The sequence below is a fragment of the Methylocystis sp. Se48 genome (assembly GCF_056269425.1).
This window is the reverse complement of the sequence record NZ_CM149850.1, coordinates 2,307,290-2,324,602: the sequence shown is the minus strand read 5'-3', so window position 1 is coordinate 2,324,602 and position 17,313 is coordinate 2,307,290. Positions and strand designations below refer to the sequence as shown.

At 62.4% G+C, this 17,313-nt stretch carries 16 protein-coding genes; 2 read left to right on the top strand and 14 right to left on the bottom strand.

The features are described 5' to 3' along the window. Window positions 1-2: 2 nt before the first annotated feature. Window positions 3-1,064, top strand: a complete 1,062-nt coding sequence (locus tag ACV959_RS11475; protein ID WP_475736732.1) for a site-specific integrase — start codon at window positions 3-5, stop codon at window positions 1,062-1,064. A 63-nt stretch (window positions 1,065-1,127) separates the two neighbouring features. On the opposite strand, the gene ACV959_RS11470 is transcribed toward ACV959_RS11475, so the two are convergent. From ACV959_RS11470 to ACV959_RS11405, 14 genes are all read right to left on the bottom strand, one after another. Then, window positions 1,128-1,343, bottom strand: a complete 216-nt coding sequence (locus ACV959_RS11470) for a DUF2274 domain-containing protein (protein WP_475736731.1) — start codon at window positions 1,341-1,343, stop codon at window positions 1,128-1,130. Further along, window positions 1,340-2,554: a TraB/TrbI/VirB10 family type IV secretion system protein gene (locus tag ACV959_RS11465; protein WP_475736730.1), complete on the bottom strand. Its 1,215-nt coding sequence runs from the start codon at window positions 2,552-2,554 to the stop codon at window positions 1,340-1,342. The genes ACV959_RS11470 and ACV959_RS11465 overlap by 4 nt, the downstream gene beginning before the upstream one ends. Further along, a complete protein-coding gene (gene trbG, locus ACV959_RS11460) occupies window positions 2,551-3,546 on the bottom strand; it encodes a P-type conjugative transfer protein TrbG (RefSeq protein ID WP_475736729.1) in 996 nt (331 codons plus the stop codon). Before trbG ends, ACV959_RS11465 begins: the two co-directional genes overlap by 4 nt. After that, window positions 3,543-4,226 (bottom strand): conjugal transfer protein TrbF, encoded by a 684-nt coding sequence (gene trbF, locus ACV959_RS11455; protein ID WP_475736728.1) that lies wholly within the window; start codon window positions 4,224-4,226, stop codon window positions 3,543-3,545. The genes trbG and trbF overlap by 4 nt, the downstream gene beginning before the upstream one ends. Further along, window positions 4,226-5,479: a P-type conjugative transfer protein TrbL gene (gene trbL / locus ACV959_RS11450; protein ID WP_475736727.1), complete on the bottom strand. Its 1,254-nt coding sequence runs from the start codon at window positions 5,477-5,479 to the stop codon at window positions 4,226-4,228. The genes trbF and trbL overlap by 1 nt, the downstream gene beginning before the upstream one ends. Window positions 5,480-5,483: 4 nt before the next feature. After that, window positions 5,484-5,858 carry a putative entry exclusion protein TrbK-alt gene (gene trbK-alt / locus ACV959_RS11445; RefSeq protein ID WP_475736726.1) on the bottom strand — a complete coding sequence of 125 codons (375 nt, stop codon included), beginning with the start codon at window positions 5,856-5,858 and terminating at the stop codon, window positions 5,484-5,486. A 14-nt stretch (window positions 5,859-5,872) separates the two neighbouring features. Continuing rightward, complete coding sequence (gene trbJ / locus ACV959_RS11440) at window positions 5,873-6,607, bottom strand: P-type conjugative transfer protein TrbJ (protein ID WP_475736725.1); 735 nt, start codon at window positions 6,605-6,607, stop codon at window positions 5,873-5,875. Then, a complete protein-coding gene (gene trbE / locus ACV959_RS11435; protein ID WP_475736724.1) occupies window positions 6,604-9,039 on the bottom strand; it encodes a conjugal transfer protein TrbE in 2,436 nt (811 codons plus the stop codon). The genes trbJ and trbE overlap by 4 nt, the downstream gene beginning before the upstream one ends. Window positions 9,040-9,051: 12 nt before the next feature. Next, window positions 9,052-9,336, bottom strand: coding sequence for a VirB3 family type IV secretion system protein (locus ACV959_RS11430; protein WP_475736723.1), 285 nt, complete (start codon window positions 9,334-9,336; stop codon window positions 9,052-9,054). After that, window positions 9,336-9,674: a TrbC/VirB2 family type IV secretion system protein gene (locus tag ACV959_RS11425; RefSeq protein ID WP_475736722.1), complete on the bottom strand. Its 339-nt coding sequence runs from the start codon at window positions 9,672-9,674 to the stop codon at window positions 9,336-9,338. The genes ACV959_RS11430 and ACV959_RS11425 overlap by 1 nt, the downstream gene beginning before the upstream one ends. Then, window positions 9,667-10,605 (bottom strand): P-type conjugative transfer ATPase TrbB, encoded by a 939-nt coding sequence (gene trbB, locus ACV959_RS11420; RefSeq protein WP_475739654.1) that lies wholly within the window; start codon window positions 10,603-10,605, stop codon window positions 9,667-9,669. The genes ACV959_RS11425 and trbB overlap by 8 nt, the downstream gene beginning before the upstream one ends. 402 nt (window positions 10,606-11,007) lie before the next feature. Beyond that, window positions 11,008-12,351, bottom strand: a complete 1,344-nt coding sequence (locus ACV959_RS11415) for an IS1380 family transposase (RefSeq protein WP_475736692.1) — start codon at window positions 12,349-12,351, stop codon at window positions 11,008-11,010. 250 nt (window positions 12,352-12,601) lie between these two features. Continuing rightward, entirely contained in the window at window positions 12,602-13,981 is a 1,380-nt protein-coding gene (locus ACV959_RS11410) for a sensor histidine kinase (protein ID WP_475736721.1), read from the bottom strand. Continuing rightward, complete coding sequence (locus ACV959_RS11405; protein ID WP_475736720.1) at window positions 13,960-14,655, bottom strand: response regulator transcription factor; 696 nt, start codon at window positions 14,653-14,655, stop codon at window positions 13,960-13,962. The genes ACV959_RS11410 and ACV959_RS11405 overlap by 22 nt, the downstream gene beginning before the upstream one ends. Window positions 14,656-15,254: 599 nt before the next feature. Here ACV959_RS11405 and ACV959_RS11400 point away from each other — a divergent pair. After that, entirely contained in the window at window positions 15,255-17,291 is a 2,037-nt protein-coding gene (locus tag ACV959_RS11400; RefSeq protein ID WP_475736719.1) for a TonB-dependent siderophore receptor, read from the top strand. Window positions 17,292-17,313 lie beyond the last annotated feature (22 nt).

Genomic DNA, 17,313 nt, shown 5'->3' with positions numbered 1-17,313 from the left:
AAATGGCGACGTTCACGAAGCTCAAATCGGGATCTTGGCGCGTCCAAGTTCGGCGCAAGGGAAAATATGTCAACGATTCATTTCTCCGCCGTCGCGACGCGGAGGAGTGGGCGCTGGACATCGAACGGCGGATTGATCGCGGGGAGTCTCCGACAAAGCGCGCGCGAAGGGACGCCAAGACGTTCGGCGATCTGGTTCGCCTCCATCGAGATGACCTTCGCGATGTGGGCCGACAGATCGGCCGTTCGAAGTCCGCCAGCTTGGTTTTTCTGGAGCGAAGGCTTGGGGCTTGTAAGCTTGGTCAGCTGGATCGTGAGCGCCTCATCCAATTCGGCCGAGATCGGGCGAAAGAAGGGGCGGGCCCGGTTACGCTCGGGATCGACCTTGGTTACATCAAGACGATATTGTCGCATGCGGCCGCGGTGCATGGCGTTCAGGTATCCATGGAACCAATCGATCTTGCGCGCATTGCGCTGGGTCGACTTGGATTGGTGGGGAAGGGGACCGAACGAGATCGTCGGCCGACGCAGGATGAAATCGATCGTATCATCGCGTCGTTTGACGATAATCCGAGACAACATATTCCGGTCGGTCGGATAGTTCGGTTCGCGATTGCAACTGCTATGCGGCAGGATGAAATCAGCAGAATACGATGGGAAGATTTTGATCCGGCTGAAAAGATGTTGCTCATTCGAGATCGCAAGGATCCTCGAAAGAAGAACGGAAATAACCAGAGGATCCCGCTGCTCACTATCCGTGATTACGACCCATGCGCGATTATCGAAGAACAGCGCTCCATCTCCAGGACGAACGAGGGACGGATTTTTCCCTATAATGGGAAGTCTGTCGGAACTGCCTTTCGAAGGCAATGCCGCGAATTAAAGATAGAGGATTTGCATTTTCATGACCTGCGACATGAAGGCACGAGCCGTCTTTTCGAAGCAGGGTTCACGATAGAGCAGGTCGCTTTAGTTACGGGCCATAAGGACTGGAAGATGCTGCGGCGGTACACCCATTTGAGGCCCGAGACGCTGCATGAGATCAGTGTAATTCGTGCGGCCTGAATCTCCGCTATTCAGAGGTCGCTTTTGGATTGGCATGCTTGGATGGGTCACCGCTCTCGGTCTTTACTCACGACGACGCGCCTTTCCAAACCCCCTGTCGCTTGCGATGAATCTCTCCAACATCGGCGCAATGAGTTTTTCCGGCTCGATCGCCTTCCCTGAGTCGCGCGCGAGGATTTCGGCATAGACGACCAGATTGCGATGCAGGGCCGCCGACAGTGTCACGGTGACCTTGACGGGCTTTTCATCTTCCACTGAAGAGAGCTTCAATTTGGTCATGGCTCGCTTCCTGATGCGGCGACGTCGCCGGGCGCCCGGTAAGGCGCGAGGACGAGATCGCGAGTCATGATCACCCGCACCGGAAACCCTGGCCGAATGGTGAGCGTCGGCTGGATATTTAGATTGCGTCCGACGATCTGCTGGCCCGTTTGGTTGAGACTTTGTGCGCCGCCGCGGCGCAGCGCCTGGATGAGGGCGTTTTCGTCGCCGGTCGTTCCGAGCTGCGTCCCGACGCCGAGAATGGTTGACAAAGCAGCGGCGCCGGCGAGGCGGAGCCAATGATGATCGACCTCGTCCTCCAGCCCGGAATAGCCGGCGGCGTCGGCGCCGGGCTGGCGCTCGAGAACGATTGAGCGCCCATCGGGGAGAATGAGGCGATTCCACACGAGGAGCACGCGCGATTGGCCGAAGGCGATCTGCGAGTCGTAGACGCCGACGAGCTTGGCGCCCTGTGGGATAAGCAGAAAGCGCCCCGTGGGGCTGTCATAGACGTTCTCGGTGACTTGCGCCGTGATCTGGCCGGGAAGGTCAGAGCGGATGCCCGTGACGAGCGCAGCGGGAATGACCGCGCCCGCCTGCAGGACATAGCGCGACGGCGGGGCGGCGAGGCGGTCCGGACTGACGGTGCGGCGATCGGCGGGCGCATTGACGAAAGCGAGCTTGCGATCCTGCATGTTCTGGACGTCGCCGGGATCGATTGGGGGCGGCTCGGTTGGAGACGCCGATGCGTGGACGCCTGGATCAACCGTCGATCTTTGAGCGTCCTCGGCATTGCTCGACGGCCTCTCGCGCATATTCGTCGTCGCAAAGAGTTTCGCCGTCCGCGCCGCCTCGCGCTCCTGGCCAATGCGCTGTTGTTCGGGATCAGGACCGGTGGACGGCAATTGCCCTTGGGCCGCGAGGATCGGCCGTCCGAGGTCGCCGGGAAGCGGCGGCCCGAGCTTGGGGACGTTCTTCGGCAGGCCCGCATAGTCGCGCGGCAGGGACGCAAGGCCGTCGGGGGTGGTCTTCGCGTCCGTGTTGATGAGCTCCGGCGTGGGGCCTGAACGCGAGCGCCCCTGCAGCGCCCAGATGGTCATTCCGAGAAGCGCGGCAGACGAGACGCCCGCGAGCGTGACCAGCACGCGGCGCGAGAGCCGCGTCACCGGCGGCCGCTCGGGTCGAAGCCGCAGCTCCTCCGCCAGCTTCTTCTCATGTTCCGGCGCGTTCATATGGCGGACCTTCCGTCGCTGCGCACGATACGGACGACTCTCTGGTCGTCGGACCCGAAGCGCAGTTCGGCGGCGGCGAAGAGCCGGTCGACGATCATGTGATTGCCGCGCACGCGATAATTGACGAGCTGGCTGTCGCCGGAGGCGCCGGTGACGAAGAGCGGCGGCATCTCGCCCTGGGAGATCCCGCGCGGGAATTCGATATAGACCTTGCGGCCGTCGTCGAAGGCGCGCAGCGGCCGCCAGGGCGCGGCGTCGCCGTCGATCGCGTAGCGGAAATTGAGCCGGGCGAGATCGAGGCCGACATCGACCGGCGCGGCGGCCTCGGCGGCGACGTTCTGACGGCGCAGCGCGATGAGTTCATCCTGCGGATATTGCCAGGAGACCGAAGCCATATAGGTCTTCTCGGTGGAACGCAGCTCGAGATGATAGGTGCGCCGGTCGGTGTTGATGACGAGATTGGTCATCAGATCCGCGCGGGTCGGCTTGACCATGATATGTGTCTTGCGGGCGGCGCCCGCGCCGCTCTCTGTATCGCCGATGATCCAGCGCACCGTATCGCCGGCGGCGACGGGGCCCGAGCCCACGAGTTGCTCACCATCCTGCAGGGCGATGTCCGTGATCTCGCCCGGCGCGGCATAGACCTGATAGAGCGCGCCTTCGGTGAAGGGATAGATCTGGACAGCGTTGATATAGCCGGCGCGGCGCGGCTCCATGCGCGCGGCGGCGTTGGCCTGTTCAATCCGCGCCTTCGGGTCGATCGGCTCGGGGCGCTCGCTTTTGCCTCGCGCAAGGGATTTGAGCTGGCCGGGGAGCGGCAGGATTTTCGGGACTTCGACGATTTTGACCGGGCCAGGCGGATCGCTCTGCAGGCTCGCCGGAACCGGCAGATCGTCATAGGCGATCTCCGGCGGCTTGAAGGTCGAACAGGCGCCGAGCAGGGATGACGAGAGAAGCAGGCTCGTGAAAGCTCGAAACGAGAATGGCGTCATTGGCCAAGCTCCTTCGACCAGTTGATGGCGTGAATGAAAAGGCCGAGCGGGTTCTTGCGCAGCCGTTCGGCGTCGCGGGGCGGCTGAACGACGATGGTGAGAATGGCGGTCCAGCGTTCGGTGGATGCGAGGCTGGCGTTCTCGTAACGGCGCTCGGTCCAGGCGACGCGGAACGAATCGTCCGAAGCGCGAATGACGCTGGCGACATCGACGGCGATCTGGATCTGGCCGACCTTGGCGAAGGGATCGTTCGCGCGGGCGTAGTCGTTGAGGGCCAGCGCGCCCTTGTCGGTGACGAAATCATAGGCCTTGAGCCAGTTCTGACGCACGACAATGGGGTCGGCCGGGATCGAGCGGACATGCTCGACGAAGCGGGCGAGATGCCAGGCGATCTGGGGATCGGTTGGCTGGTAGTTCGCGACGGCGGGGGCGACGGCCTGCGCCTCGCCGAATTTGTCGATCTGAACGACCCAGGGAACGATCGAGCCGCGCGCATTCTCCCAAACGAGGGCGCCGGCGAGACCGCCGGCGAGGAAGAGATTGCCAAAGGCGATCAGCCGCCAGTTCTTGGCCTGCACGCGCGCGGAGCCGATGCGCTCGTCCCAGACCTGCGCGGCTTTCTGGTAGGGCGTTTCGGGTTCGGGCGTGCGCGCGTAGCGGACGGAGCTTCGTTTGAACATTAGCGGGCCTCGGACAGATTGACGGAGGCGCCGCCGCCATGGGCGTCGCCGGAGCGGAGAGCATGGGCGGCGATGGACACGCCGTGCGAGACGGATTGGGAGCGCTTCAGACGCTTCGCCCACGCGGGTTCGGCGGATAGCGCCGGATTGACGCCGCCGCCTGAAGAGACGCCGCCATCAGGCGGAGGGGCCGCCGCGGCGCCCACTGAAGCGAATGGCCGCGCAGCCGAAATTCCTGAGCCGCCGCCAGAACCGTCAGGGGGCGCGGAAGGCGGGGCAACGCCGCCGGGCGGCTGCGGCCCCCGTGAGGGCGGCAATGTCGCCGCGGCCTGCGTCTCACCCCTTCCGGCGAGCCCAGAGACCGCGCCGCCCGCAAGGCGTAGGGCGCCATATCCAGCCGCTGCCGCGCCGCCCGCGACAAGCCCGGTCCCAACGACCGCGCCCGCGCCAAGCTGGGGGCCGCCCGAAACGATGCCATTGGCGATGCCGGGGCCGAATATTCCGAGACCGAGAAGGGAGAGGGCGGCGAGGACCAGCGCCATGGCGTCGTCGACGGTGGGCTGGCTTGCAAAACCTTGCGTAAATTGCGCGAAGAGCGTCGAGCCGATGCCGACGATGACGGCAAGCACCAGCACCTTGACGCCCGATGAGACGACATTGCCGAGGACGCGTTCGGCAAGAAAGGCGGTCTTGCCGAAGAGTCCGAAGGGAATGAGAACGAAGCCGGCAAGCGTCGTCAGCTTGAATTCAATCAGCGTGACGAAGAGCTGGATCGCCAGAATGAAAAAGCTCACGAGGACGATGAGCCAGGCGATGAGTAGAATTGCGATCTGGATGACGTTCTCGAAGAAAGAGACGTAGCCCAGAAGCTGCGAGAGGGAATCGAGCAGGGGGCGTCCGGCGTCGATGCCGACCTGGGCGACGCGCCCGGGCCGCAGGAAGTCGGCAGCGGAGAGCCCGGCGCCGGCGGCCTTGAGGCCCAATCCCGAAAAACTTTCGAAGACGATGCGGGCGAGATTGTTCCAATTGCCGATGAGGTAGGCGAAGACGCCGACGAACAGGGTCTTCTTCACCAGACGGGCGATGATGTCTTCGTCGGAGCCCATGCTCCAGAACAGCGCGGCGAGGGTGACGTCGATGACGACCAGCGTCGTCGCCACAAACCCCACTTCGCCGCCGAGCAGGCCGAAGCCGGAGTCGATATAGCGGGTGAAGGTCTCGAGGAAGCGATCGATGACGCCGGTTCCGCCCATGGCGCTACTCGCTCTTCGGCTTCGGCAAGACGCCGTCGGCGGGCGAGCGATGTGACGGGAACATATCGATCAGATGTTCGGCCGGCTCCGTCGTCGACTTGCGGTCCCCAAGAAAGCGCCTGCGTTCCTTTGCCCAGAGCGCCTTGCAGGCGGGATCGTCCGCCTCTTCAATGGGAAGCTGGGCGCAGCGCAAAAGCTCGGGATCGATGGCGGGCTCTCTCGAAGGCGCGCCGCTCGGCAAGAGCGACGCCGGTTTCGTTCGCGCCGCGACATCGGCGTCGCAGGCGGATTCGACGCCAATGAGCGCGATCGCTCCGATGACGATCCCGACGGCGACAAAGCCGATATTCTCGGGCGCGAGCCAGTCTCTCCAGTTCATGACGGAGCCCTCGCTCAATGAAACATCGCGACATTGCCGGGTTGATAGGCTTGGCCTGGCGCAACGAAGCGGCGCATTTGCTCGCGCGCCTGTTCCTGGGCTTCGGCGTTGCGCGCGAGTTCGAGCGACTGGGCGCGGCCTTGCGAGGCGAGGAGCGCTGTCACGTCTGCGAGCTGCTTGCTTTGGAGGGCGAGGAGCTGATTGCCGGCCTGCGACGCCTGCAGCGCGCCAAGCGCGGACTGGCTGGACGAGATCAGCGCGCCGGCTTCCGAACGGGCTGTGTCGATGGATTGCACGATGCCGGCCTGAACGCGCATCGCGTCCTGCAAGGCGGACAGAGAGTTTTGCCAGCGCTGCCTGGCGCTGTCGACAAGGCTCGCCGAACTCACCGAAGCATTGACGGGGCCGTACTGCGTCGAGAAAGCCTGGTCGATTTGCTGCACGTCATAGGCGATGCGCTGGGCCTCGCGAAGCAACTGCTGGGTCTGTGAGATCGACTGCTGGATCGTCTGCAGCGAGGAATAGGGAAGGTTCGCAAGGTTCCTTCCCTGATTGATCAGCATCCGTGCCTCGTTTTGGAGGCTGGTGACCTGATTGTTGATCTGCTGCAGCGTGTTCGCCGCGGTCAGAACGTTCTGGGCGTAATTGGTCGGATCGAACACAACGAATTGCGCCGAGGCGGGCGCGCTGAGGAAAGCAAGCGACAATGCGAATGCGCTCGCGGCTGCGAGGCGACGAATGCGGGTCATGACGATGTCTCCAGATCGGTGGGGGGAGGCAGAAGTTCGGCGGCCCAATCGAGGCCGCGCGCGGAAAGCCAGGCGCGTGCGAACCCCTCGCGTCCGGCGCGTGCTGAAATCTCGGCGATGAGTTTTTGGTCAGTCTTCGAGGACGCGGCGCAAAGGGCCAGCGCTACGGGACCAAGCCCGAGTTCAAAGAGGCGGTTGCCGCGCCGCGACTGGCAGTAATAGTCGCGCTTGGGCGTCGCCCGCGCGATGATCTCGATCTGTCGGTCGTTCAGGCCGAAGCGGCGATAGATCGACAGGATCTGCGGTTCGATCGCGCGTTCATTGGGGAGAAAAATCCGCGTCGAGCAGCTCTCGACGATTGCGGGCGCAATCGGGCTTGTCTCGATATCGGCGAGCGACTGGGTGGCGAAGACGACGGAGGCGTTCTTCTTCCTCAGCGTCTTGAGCCATTCGCGCAGTTGCGTGGCGAAGCCGGGATCGTCCAGGGCGAGCCAGCCTTCGTCGATGACGAGAAGCGCGGGCGCGCCGTCGAGCCGGCCTTCGATGCGGTGGAAGAGATAGGAGAGGACGGCGGGCGCCGCGGCGGAGCCGATGAGGCCCTCCGTCTCGAAACAGTGGACGTCCGCGGCGCCCAAAACCTCCGCATCGGAATCGAGCAGCCGCCCGTGCGGCCCGGCCAGGCAAAAGGGTTTGAGTGCGCGCTTGAGCGGATTGGATTGGAGGAGCACGGAGAGGCCGGTGAGAGTGCGCTCTTCAATCGGCGCGGAGGCGAGCGACGAGAGCGCCGACCAGAGATGCTCCTTCACCTCCGGCGTGACGGCGACATTCTCACGGGCGAGGATGGAGGCGATCCATTCGGCGGCCCAGCCGCGCTCGGCGGGATCGTCTACCGCGGCGAGAGGCTGCAAGGTGACGGGTTCGATTGTCTCCGCGGACAGCGCGCCGCCGAGATCATGCCAGCTCCCGCCTATGGCGAGCGTCGCCGCCCGCGCCGATCCCCCGAAGTCGAAGACAAAAATCCGGGAGCCTTCGTAGCGACGGAACTGCAGCGCCATGAGAGCCAGCAGCACGCTCTTGCCGGCGCCAGTCGGTCCGATGACGAGCGTATGGCCGACGTCGCCGACATGGAGCGAGAAGCGGAAGGGCGTCGAGCCTTCGGTCCGGCCAAAGAACAGCGGCGGCGCATCGAGATGCGCGTCCGTCAGCGGCCCCGCCCAGACCGCCGAGAGCGGGATCATATGAGCGAGATTGATCGTCGAGATCGGCGGCTGACGGACATTGGCGTAGACATGACCCGGAAGCGAGCCGAGCCAGGCCTCGATGGCGTTGACCGTCTCGACCATCGACGTGAAGTCGCGTCCCTGGATGACCTTCTCGGCGAGGCGCAGCTTCTCGTCTGCGAGAAGGGCATCCTCGTCCCAGACGGTGATCGTCGCCGTCACAAAGGCTTGACCGATCAAATCGGAGCCCAGATCCTGCAGCGCGGCGTCGGCGTCGAGCGCCTTGTTGTGGGCGTCGGTGTCGAGAAGGACGGAGGATTCATTGGTCATCACCTCCTTCAGGATCGCCACGATGGATTTGCGCTTGGCGAACCATTGCCGGCGGATGCGGGTGACGACCCTCGTCGCGTCGGTCTTGTCGAGTGTGATGGCTCGTGTCGACCATCGATAGGGAAAGGCGAGGCGATTGAGCTCGTCGAGGATCCCGGGATGGGTCGCGGAGGGGAAACCCATGACGGTGAGGATGCGCAGATGTTTGCCTCCGAGCCGGGGCTCGAGGCCGCCGGTTAGCGGCGCGTCGGCGAGGATGGCGTCGAGATGCATGGGCGTCTCGGGAACGCGGACCTTGTGGCGCTTGGTCGAGACGCAGGAATGGAGATAGGTCAGCGTCTCGCCATCCGAGAGCCATTCGGCTTCCGGCGCGAAGCCGTCGATGAGCTGCAACAGCCGGTCGGTTCGGTCGATGAAGCTGGAGAGAACGGCGCTTGGCGCGCCTTCCTGCGAGCGGCCCTCATAGAGCCAGCTCTCGGCGCCTGCCGCCTCGTCTTCGGGCGGCAGATAAACGAGCGTCAGAAAGTACCCGCTCTCGAAATGCGCCCCTTCCTCTTCGAACTGGGCGCGGCGCTCTTCGTCGATGAGGGCGGCGACGGGATCGGGGAAGGAACTCGCCGGATAATCCTGCGCGGGATTGCGCTGCGCTTCGAAGAAGATCGCCCAGCCGGATCCCAGGCGCCGGAGCGCATTGTTGAGCCGCGCCGCGACGCCGACGAGTTCGGCTTGGGTGGCGCTTTCGAGATCTGGACCGCGAAAGCGCGCGCTTCGCTGCAACGAGCCATCTTTGTTGAGGACGACGCCCGGCGCGACCAGCGCTGCCCAAGGCAGGAAATCGGCAAGGCTTTGCGGCTTCTTGCGATATTCGGCGAGGTTCAGCATTCCCGCTTCTCCTCACACCCCGAAATGCGCCGGGTAGCGTAAATGCCGCCGCACGACTTCGAGGAAGTCGGGATCGCGCTTGGCCGCCCAGACCGCCGCGAATTGCGCGACGATCCAGAAGGCGATCCCAGCGAGCCAGAGCCGCAAGCCGAGGCCGAGCGCTGCTGCGAGCGTGCCGTTCAGAATGGCGATGGATCGCGGCGCGCCGCCGAGAAAGATCGGTTCGGTGAGCGCCCGGCGGACGGGAACGCGAAAGCCCGCGATCGCGCCGTCGATGGGAAGGGTCTCGTTCTCCATCAGATCAGCGCTCCGCCGCCGAAGGAGAAGAAGGAAAGGAAGAAGCTCGAGGCGGCGAAGGCGATCGAGAGCCCAAAGACGATCTGCACCAGCCGCCGGAAGCCGCCCGAGGTGTCGCCGAAGGCGAGCGTCAGGCCGGTCGTGATGATGATGATCACGGCGATGATTTTGGCGACGGGGCCCTCGATCGATTGCAGGATCTGCTGGAGCGGCTGTTCCCAGGGCATGTTGGAGCCGGCGGCGAGGGCCGGCGTGGAAAGCGCGGCGATCGAGACGATGAGGGAAAGCCCAAGACAAATCCGAGCGCGTAATCGATTGCGAGTAAGAAACCTATTCATGAACGTCTCCAAAGGTGACGGAGGTGAGGTCAGCGAGCGCGTAGTCGCCGTATGAATCGAGGCCCTGGACGGCGGCGAGTTCGATCAATCGCCGGTCCCTTCCGCGGCCGGCGAGAACCGCGATGATTTGAATGGTCTCCGCGATCAGCGCGCGCGGAACCGTCACGACGGCTTCCTGGATGAGCTGTTCGAGACGGCGTAGCGCCCCCAGTGCCGATCCCGCGTGAATGGTGCCGACGCCGCCGGGATGCCCCGTGCCCCAGGCCTTGAGCAGATCGAGCGCTTCGCTCCCCCGCACTTCGCCGATAGGGATACGGTCAGGGCGAAGCCGGAGCGAGGAGCGGACCAGATCGGAGAGCGAGGCGACGCCGTCTTTCGTGCGCAGCGACACGAGATTGGGCGAGGCGCATTGCAGCTCGCGCGTATCCTCGATCACCACGACGCGGTCAGAACTTTTGGCGACCTCGGCGAGCAGGGCGTTGGCGAGCGTCGTCTTGCCGGTGGAGGTGCCGCCGGCAACGAGGATGTTTTTGCGCTCAGCGACAGAGGCGCGAAGGATTGCCGCCTGATCTTGCGCCATGACGCCAGCAGAGACGTAATCGTCGAGCGAGAATACCGCGACCGCCGGCTTGCGGATGGCGAAGGCTGGCGCATAAACGACCGGCGGCAAAACCCCTTCGAATCGCTCGCCCGTTTCCGGCAGCTCCGCCGAGACGCGTGGCGCCCCGGCATGCACCTCGGCGCCGACATGATGCGCGACCAGCCTGATGATCCGCTCGCCATCTTCAGGCGACAGTCGCGCGCCCGTATCCTCGAGTCCGCTCGTCAAGCGATCGAGCCAAAGCCGTCCGTCGGGATTGAGCATGATCTCGACGACGCTCTCGTCCTCGAGCCAGCCCGCGATCTCTGCGCCGAGCGCCGTACGCAACATGCGGGTGCTGCGCGATAGCGCTTCGGCGTTGTCGTTTTGAGGGTGCACGTCCGTCCCCGGTTCCGCTGAACCGCGAGACGGCGGTTCCAAGCCGGGGTTGATTAAGAAAGGCCGGAACCGAGGTAGTGCAACAAGTCAGTTAGGGGCGTAGGGCCGTGGCGTGCAATGACAGGGGATTGGCAGGGCGCCTCCGGCCATGTTTGTCTTCAAAAAGCGGCGAAGCGCGTTACCACTCGTTGCGTCTAGCCTGACCTATTCAGGACGACGGGCGTCTGCGTGCCTTTTTGCGAGATGCTGACTCCAGGCGTGCGGCGCCGTTCGTCTTTTTCACCGCCTGAGGATCGGTACTGTTGATTACGCGCTGGAGGGGACGGACGGACGAAGGGGCGGACGGCCCGTCGCTTACGGGCCGAGCGGGGAGAGCGCGCCGGGCAACCCGCGGAACAGATCGGCCTCTGGGCAACAGGCAGCGAAGGCGAGGCGCACACGGCTGGCCGTCTCGACGACTCTGGCCGCGACCTTGATCAGCCGGAGCCGCAGGGTCGCGAACTCCGCCTTCGCCAGATCGCGGGCCTTGGGAATGGCGTCGCGCACTGTCAGCATCAACCAATAGGCAGCCGTGTGCAGCACGAGGCGCACCTGATTGGCGACGGCGGACCGGCAGGACGTGCGATCCGACGCCAGCTGCGTCTTGTGCAACTTGATCAGGTTCTCGGCCTGCCCGCGCGCGCAATAGAGGCTGTCGTAGATCCACTCGGGCGAGCCGTGTTCGAGATTGGTGACGACGAAGCGGATGTCGAGGCCGAGCGTCGTCGCCTCGATGCGAGCAACGGCGCGCCGCTCGCGGCTCCATGATTTCGCCTTGTGGCGCGTCTCGGCATAATCGCGCACGACCGGCTTGTCGGAGACAGCGCGCTCGGTACGGATCGCGTCGGCGGCGTCATCGACCTTCCTCGACAGAGGCTTCGAGCCAGGCAGCCCAAAGACGTAATCGACGCCATTGTCCTCGCACCACGCCATCGCCTCTGGCCGGGCGTAATGGCCGTCGCCGCGGAAAGTGAAGCGGGTCTTGGTCCAGCGCTTGCGGACATGCCGCACAAGACGCCGCAGATGCGCGCGCACTTCGACGCCGGACGGCGTCTTGCCCGGCCGCAGGACGACCGCGACCGGACGGCTGCGTTCGGTGTCGTAGACATGGATCGGCAGGAAGCAGCGTTCGTCATAATGCGCGTTGAACAGCGACAGCTGTTGATGGCCATGCACGACATCGCAGGTGTCGTCGATGTCCAGAATGACGGACGCAGGCTCGCGTTCGTAAGACGCCATCCACTGATCGACGAGCGCATAGGTCAGGCGGATCGCATCCTTCAGGGAAGGCGCGTTCTCCAGCCGCGACAGCGTCGGCTGCGAACAAAGATCGGCGCCGGTCTCGGGCAACCTTCCGCAGGCAAGCTTGAACGCGGGATCGGCACGCAGGCTGTCGAGATCGTCGGCGTCCTCATAGCCGCAGGCGATGGCGAAGGCGCGCGCGCGGATCATGTCGGCGAGCGTGTGCGTGATCCGGGACGGATCGCGCCGATCCGGAAAGGCGCGGGCAAGCCTATCGGCGATCCCCAGACGACGTTCGGCCAGCGCCAGCAACATGACGCCGCCATCGGACGTGAGGCGGCCTCCGTCGAAATCGGCTGTGACTTTCTTGCGAGCCACGGCTGGAAACGAGAACGGCAGAATCGTAGTGTCGGTCATGGCGGGCGTGGCTGGCGCGGAATGCGCGTGAGGTTGGCTTAGACACCCGAATCCTACGCGGCATCAAATCGCTATGCTACCCTTGCCAGCCTCGAAACACTCACGTCACGAATAAGAGCGGCTAGAGACTGGTTCAAGACCCATTTTGCGCCATGATTGGCCGATAGTGATCAGTGCTTTCGTGCCAAGAGAAGGAAATAAGCCAGCCAGAAAGGTTAGCTAACATGGGTGCAACTGGCCCCGACGCAGCTTAAGCAGCGGGTGAAAGCCCAGTAAACTCGATTTCGAAAGTCGCTCCTCCGCGATCCGTATCTACCACCCGAATTCGGCCGCCCATTTCTTCAACGAGCTCTTTTGCGATCGCCAAGCCTAGCCCCGCTCCGGAGGTTGATTCCTCTTTACGCCAGAAGGGTTCGAATACAAGGCGCTTTTCTTCATCCGAAATGCCTGCGCCATGATCGATCACCTCGATGCCTGCCTCCGTCACCCGGACGATAACGACGCCTCCTAGGGGCTCCGCGCGAAGTGCGTTGTCGATCAGGTTGCCGACGACGCTTTCGAGGGCTCGTCGATCGCCCTGCATATATCGGTGTTCTACGGACGCGCGATATTCGACACTCTTTCCACTTTTAACCGCGATAAGTGCATAATCATCGACGATTGCTGCGACGATGTCACTCAGATCGATCTGCTCGAATGTGATGCCATCACTCTTGCCAAGCCGTGCATAGACGAGCAATTGTTCGACGATGTTCCGCAGGCGCCGAACATCGCGATCGAGCTCTCTCTTCAAGTCAGGACGTTCCGGTCCGTTGATGCGTGCGTTCATGATCGTCAGCGGCGTTCGCAACTCGTGGGCCGCATTGGCGAGAAATCGCTGCTGGCGCGTAACGCCTGCTTCCAGTCGAGAAAACGCGTCGTTGACCGCTTCGACAAGCGGTGAAATTTCTCTCGGTGTTCGCCCGAGCGGAATTTTCCGATTGAGCGATGAAATATCTATTTTGCTGACCTGCTGAGCGACGGCTTGCAAAGGCGCCAAGCCCTTTGTCAAGGTGATCCAACCAATCCCGATAGCGATTAAAATCGTGAAAGCGCTCTCTTTGAGAGTGCCAACGATATCGCTTCCAATGTGATAAAAGAAATCGCGCCACTCGAAAACATATCCGTGAGTTGCGATGGTCAAGCGACCGAATGGCGTTTCCTGCAGGATGTATGATCCCGATAACTCGCCATCCAGCAGATGACGCATTCGGAAATCGCGCATTTCGTCCGCGACGATCCCGCTATGCCCCTTCAGCGCAGTGGCGAGTTCCGGGGAGGATCCGCTGAGCGCTACGCCGGAGCTCGGATCGAAGACCGCATATTGCAGAGTCGGATGAGCGCGAAGGAGACTTTGTAGATCAGGAGAAGGATCAATCCGCAACTCCCCTGTCGAAGTTTTGACGATCGAGTTTGCGACGTAAATGCGCGCACGCATTTCCGCGAGATAGTTCCATTTGACGGCGGCGGCCGGTCCCCCGCTGACAAGTGGCGCGATGTGGAGCCCTACCATTGTAATTGCGAACGAAAATAGCTGACCGGCGAGCAACAGAACCGACAGCCGGAGCGTCAGAGATGGCTGTCTTTGCATGCATCAGCCTCGGTTAGGAGATAGCCTCGTCCGCGAATAAGATGGATGGCGATCTCCGCCCCTTCGTCTCCCAGTCGGCGCCGCAGCCGAGAGACGAGCGTGTCGAGTGCGCCCGGCAGAACTGCTTCGTCACGACCCCAGATATCCTGCATGAGACTCTGTCTGACCGCAACTTGGTTCACGCGGCGCATTAACGATTCCAGTAGCGAAAACTCCCGTCTGTGCAGAACGATGAGTCGTCCCCGGACGAAAATCTGACCTGTGCCCTGATCATACGTCAGAGCGCCGACTTTGATCGGCGGCAAGGCGGCGTCGGGAGAATTGCGGAGCCTTGCACGAATGCGCGCCAGCAGTTCCTCCGGTTCATATGGTTTGGCGAGATAATCATCCGCGCCAGCATCGAGCCCTTGCGCCTTGTCATTCGCTGAATCCCTCGCGGTCAGAAGAATGATGCGCGACTTCGGACTGGCCTTTCGGAAGGTCGGGATGTGGGAAACGCCGTCTCCGTCCGGAAGACGGCGATCGAGCAGGACGAGGTTATAAGAAGATGTCCCGAGCATCCTGTACGCCTCGCCGGCGGTTCCCGCGCAGTCGCATTCAAATCCGGCGTCTTGCAATTGATCTACCAGCAGGCTTGCAATTTCCAATTCGTCTTCCACGACCAGAATGCGCATAGACGATGCCTCCCAGGTCCTCGCGAGGTCCTTCATAGTCTATTTGCGTCCAAAAAAAGACATTGATCTTCGGTGGAGCCGGTCGGTGCCGAATTTGTCGTTCGTAGCTTTTCCGATGCGTGGCGGATTTGCAACAGGTTGAAAGAAATACGCCCGTGACAGACTCGTGAAAGGTTACGGCAGAGGCGTGACAGACGCGAATGCTACTCAGGTCTTCGGCGCAGCTTTGCCTCGATGCTTCGAGGGGTTGCGGTTTGCGGCACGAATGTCACGCCGGAGAGGCGTCCAGCCAGGAGATCACGATGCGGCGTCTTCCTATCCTCAGCAGAGCAAGCGTTCTGGCGATTGCGCTCGCCACGCATGGCGCATTCGCCCAGCAGACGCTGCCGACGATCGACGTCGGCGCGTCGACGCGGGCGGCGTCTGGCGGCGGCCGGGCTGGGGCAGGCGGGCGCGGCGTCGCGCGCGCGGCGACGCAACCGCAGACGGCGGGCGGCGGTCAATCGGGACAGGGCGGACCGAATATACCGGCCGCCGCCGATCCGAAGGTCTACAAGGTCCTCGACGCGGCGACCGCGACCAAGACCGACACGCCGATCATGGAGACCCCGGCCAGCATCAAGGTCGTGCCACAGGCCGTTCTGAGGGACCAGCAGGTCGTGAGGGTCGATCAGGCGCTTCAAAATGTGTCGGGCGTCGTGACTGCCCCGTCAAATCAGGGCGGGTCGGACGCCTTTCTGATTCGCGGCTTCTACAATGACACCATCTATCGCGACGGCTTTTTCATGCCGAGCGCGCTGGGCGGCGGCACCAGCAAGCGCGATACCGCCAATCTGGATCGCATCGAAGTGCTGAAAGGCCCGGGCTCCATCCTCTACGGCCGCGCGGAACCCGGCGGCATCGTCAATCTGGTGACCAAGCAGCCGCTCGATGCAGCATACTATTCGGTGCAGCAGCAGATCGGATCCTTTGATTTTTACCGCACCACAGTAGACGCCACCGGGCCGGTGACGCAGGACAAATCGATTCTCTATCGCGTCAACATGGCTTACGAAAACGCCCATTCATTCCGTGATTTCATGAAGAACAACCGTTTCTTCATTGCTCCGGTGGTGAGTTGGCGACCGGACCAGCACACGCGCGTCAATGTCGAATTCGAGTATCAGCATTATAACGATGCGGTAGACCCCGGCATACCGCCGATCGGAGCGGTTTCGCTCGCGCAGGTCGCGCCCGAACTCGCCGCGCTCTATCCAAATCGCATGGTCCGGTACGGCTTCCCGGCGCAGATACCGCGCTCGCGCTATGTAAGCGAACCGCTCACGAGTCGCAGTTCTGGAGACCGCTTCCTGAGCGGCCTCAATTTCACACGTGAGCTCAACGAAAACTGGAAATTGATGACGCGCTTCACCGGCGAATGGTGGCGCTTTGGAGCGGCCAACAGCCTTTTCTTTGGCCCTGCGAATAATGATGGAACCCTGGACCGGTTTTTCAATCTGACGCCCCCGGGCGCCCAGTCGAACCGGTATTATGGGACTGTCAATCTGACTGGCAAAGTCGACACTTTTGGCGTCAAGCACACGCTGCTTTTCGGCTATGACTATTTTCATATAAACGACTACCTTCAGAACGACTGCTGCGCAGCAGCTCCGGCTTTCAATATCTTTGCGCCGACCTATTTGCCCTATCCAATCTATGCGAATCCCGTCATTTATGCGGATCCTTTAAATCCGTTCGGAAAGATCGGCTATTCGCAAGTGTGGAATGGATACTATTTCCAGGATCAGATCGAACTACCCTACAATATCTTCTTGATGGGCGGCCTTCGCTACGACGACGCGAGCGGGACGAACACGATAGCTCACTTCCTTACGTCGAAGGACAATAAAGTCAGTCCGCGCGGCGCGATTCTGTGGCGTCCTGTCCCCTGGCTGTCCGTTTACGGCAGCTATACGGAAAACTTTGGCGCCTCCAACGCGCTGTTTCGCGCGCGCGACGCGAATATGGCGCCAACACAAACGGCCCAGCAGTGGGAAGGCGGCGTCAAAGCGGAGCTACTGGACGGCAAGCTCCTCGCAACGGCTTCCTATTGGGATTTGACAAAGAATAATATCGGCACACCTGACCCTGTCAATCCAATCTATACGAGAGCGATCGGGCAAGCCGAAACACGGGGCCTCGAATTCGATCTGTCCGGTGAAATTCTGCCGGGTTGGCGGGTGATCGGCGCCTACACCTATATGCCTTTCGCCAAGATCACCAAGGACGTCGGCTTCGATGGCGGCCTTGGTTTTACAGGCAATCGCTTGTATCTGGCGCCAACGAATTTCGGCAGCCTGTGGAGCACGTACGAATTCCAGCCGGGCCACCAGTTGGCTGGACTCAAAGTCGGCGGCGGTTTTCAGGCGATGGACGAACGCTTCGGCGATCCGGGAAATACCTACAAGCTGCCGGGCTATGCGATCTTCAATCTCATGGGCAGCTATTCGTTCAACGCCTTCGACAAGAAATTCACGGCGCAACTCAATATCGATAACCTCTTCGACCGCACCTATTATGTCGGAACCAATAGCTGGGCCTTCATCACGCCCGGCACGCCCCAGAAATTCCTCGGCTCGATCCGTATGGAATTCTAAGCCCGCCTCGAAAGCATCGGCC